This window comes from Klebsiella sp. 141153 (genome assembly GCF_032601995.1).
GTDB lineage: Bacteria > Pseudomonadota > Gammaproteobacteria > Enterobacterales > Enterobacteriaceae > Klebsiella > Klebsiella aerogenes.
The window spans coordinates 1-455 of the sequence record NZ_JAQIRJ010000037.1 but is presented as its reverse complement, the minus strand read 5'-3'; the positions used below and the strand labels follow the sequence as shown (position 1 = coordinate 455).

1 protein-coding gene is annotated in these 455 nt (G+C 65.9%); it reads left to right on the top strand.

Going from position 1 to position 455, the window contains the following annotated elements; translation table 11 throughout:
• Positions 1 to 45: 45 nt before the first annotated feature.
• Positions 46 to 455: sodium ion-translocating decarboxylase subunit beta (locus PGS10_RS24960; protein WP_316423644.1), on the top strand; the 410-nt coding region annotated here is incomplete at its 3' end.

Sequence of the window (455 nt, the reverse complement as noted above, 5' to 3'; positions counted from 1 at the left end):
GTCGGCGACACCCTGCTGCAGCTGGCGTAAGGACGAGGAGCGCAAATGGAAAGTCTGAACGCCCTGATTCAGGGCATGGGGCTGATGCACCTGGGGGCCGGCCAGGCGGTAATGCTGCTGGTCAGCCTGCTGCTGCTGTGGCTGGCGATTGCGAAAAAGTTCGAGCCGTTACTGCTGCTGCCGATTGGCTTCGGCGGCCTGCTCTCCAATATCCCGGAGGCCGGGCTGGCGCTGAGCGCGCTGGAAAACCTGCTGGCCCACCACGACCCGGTCCAGCTGGCGGTGATTGCCGCGAAGCTCAACTGCGCGCCGGACGTCCACGCCATCAAGGAGGCGCTGGCGCTGGCCCTGCCGTCGGTGCAGGGGCAGATGGAGACGCTGGCGGTGGACATGGGCTACTCCTCCGGGGTGCTGGCCATCTTCTATAAGGTGGCGATTGGCTCGGGTATCGCGCC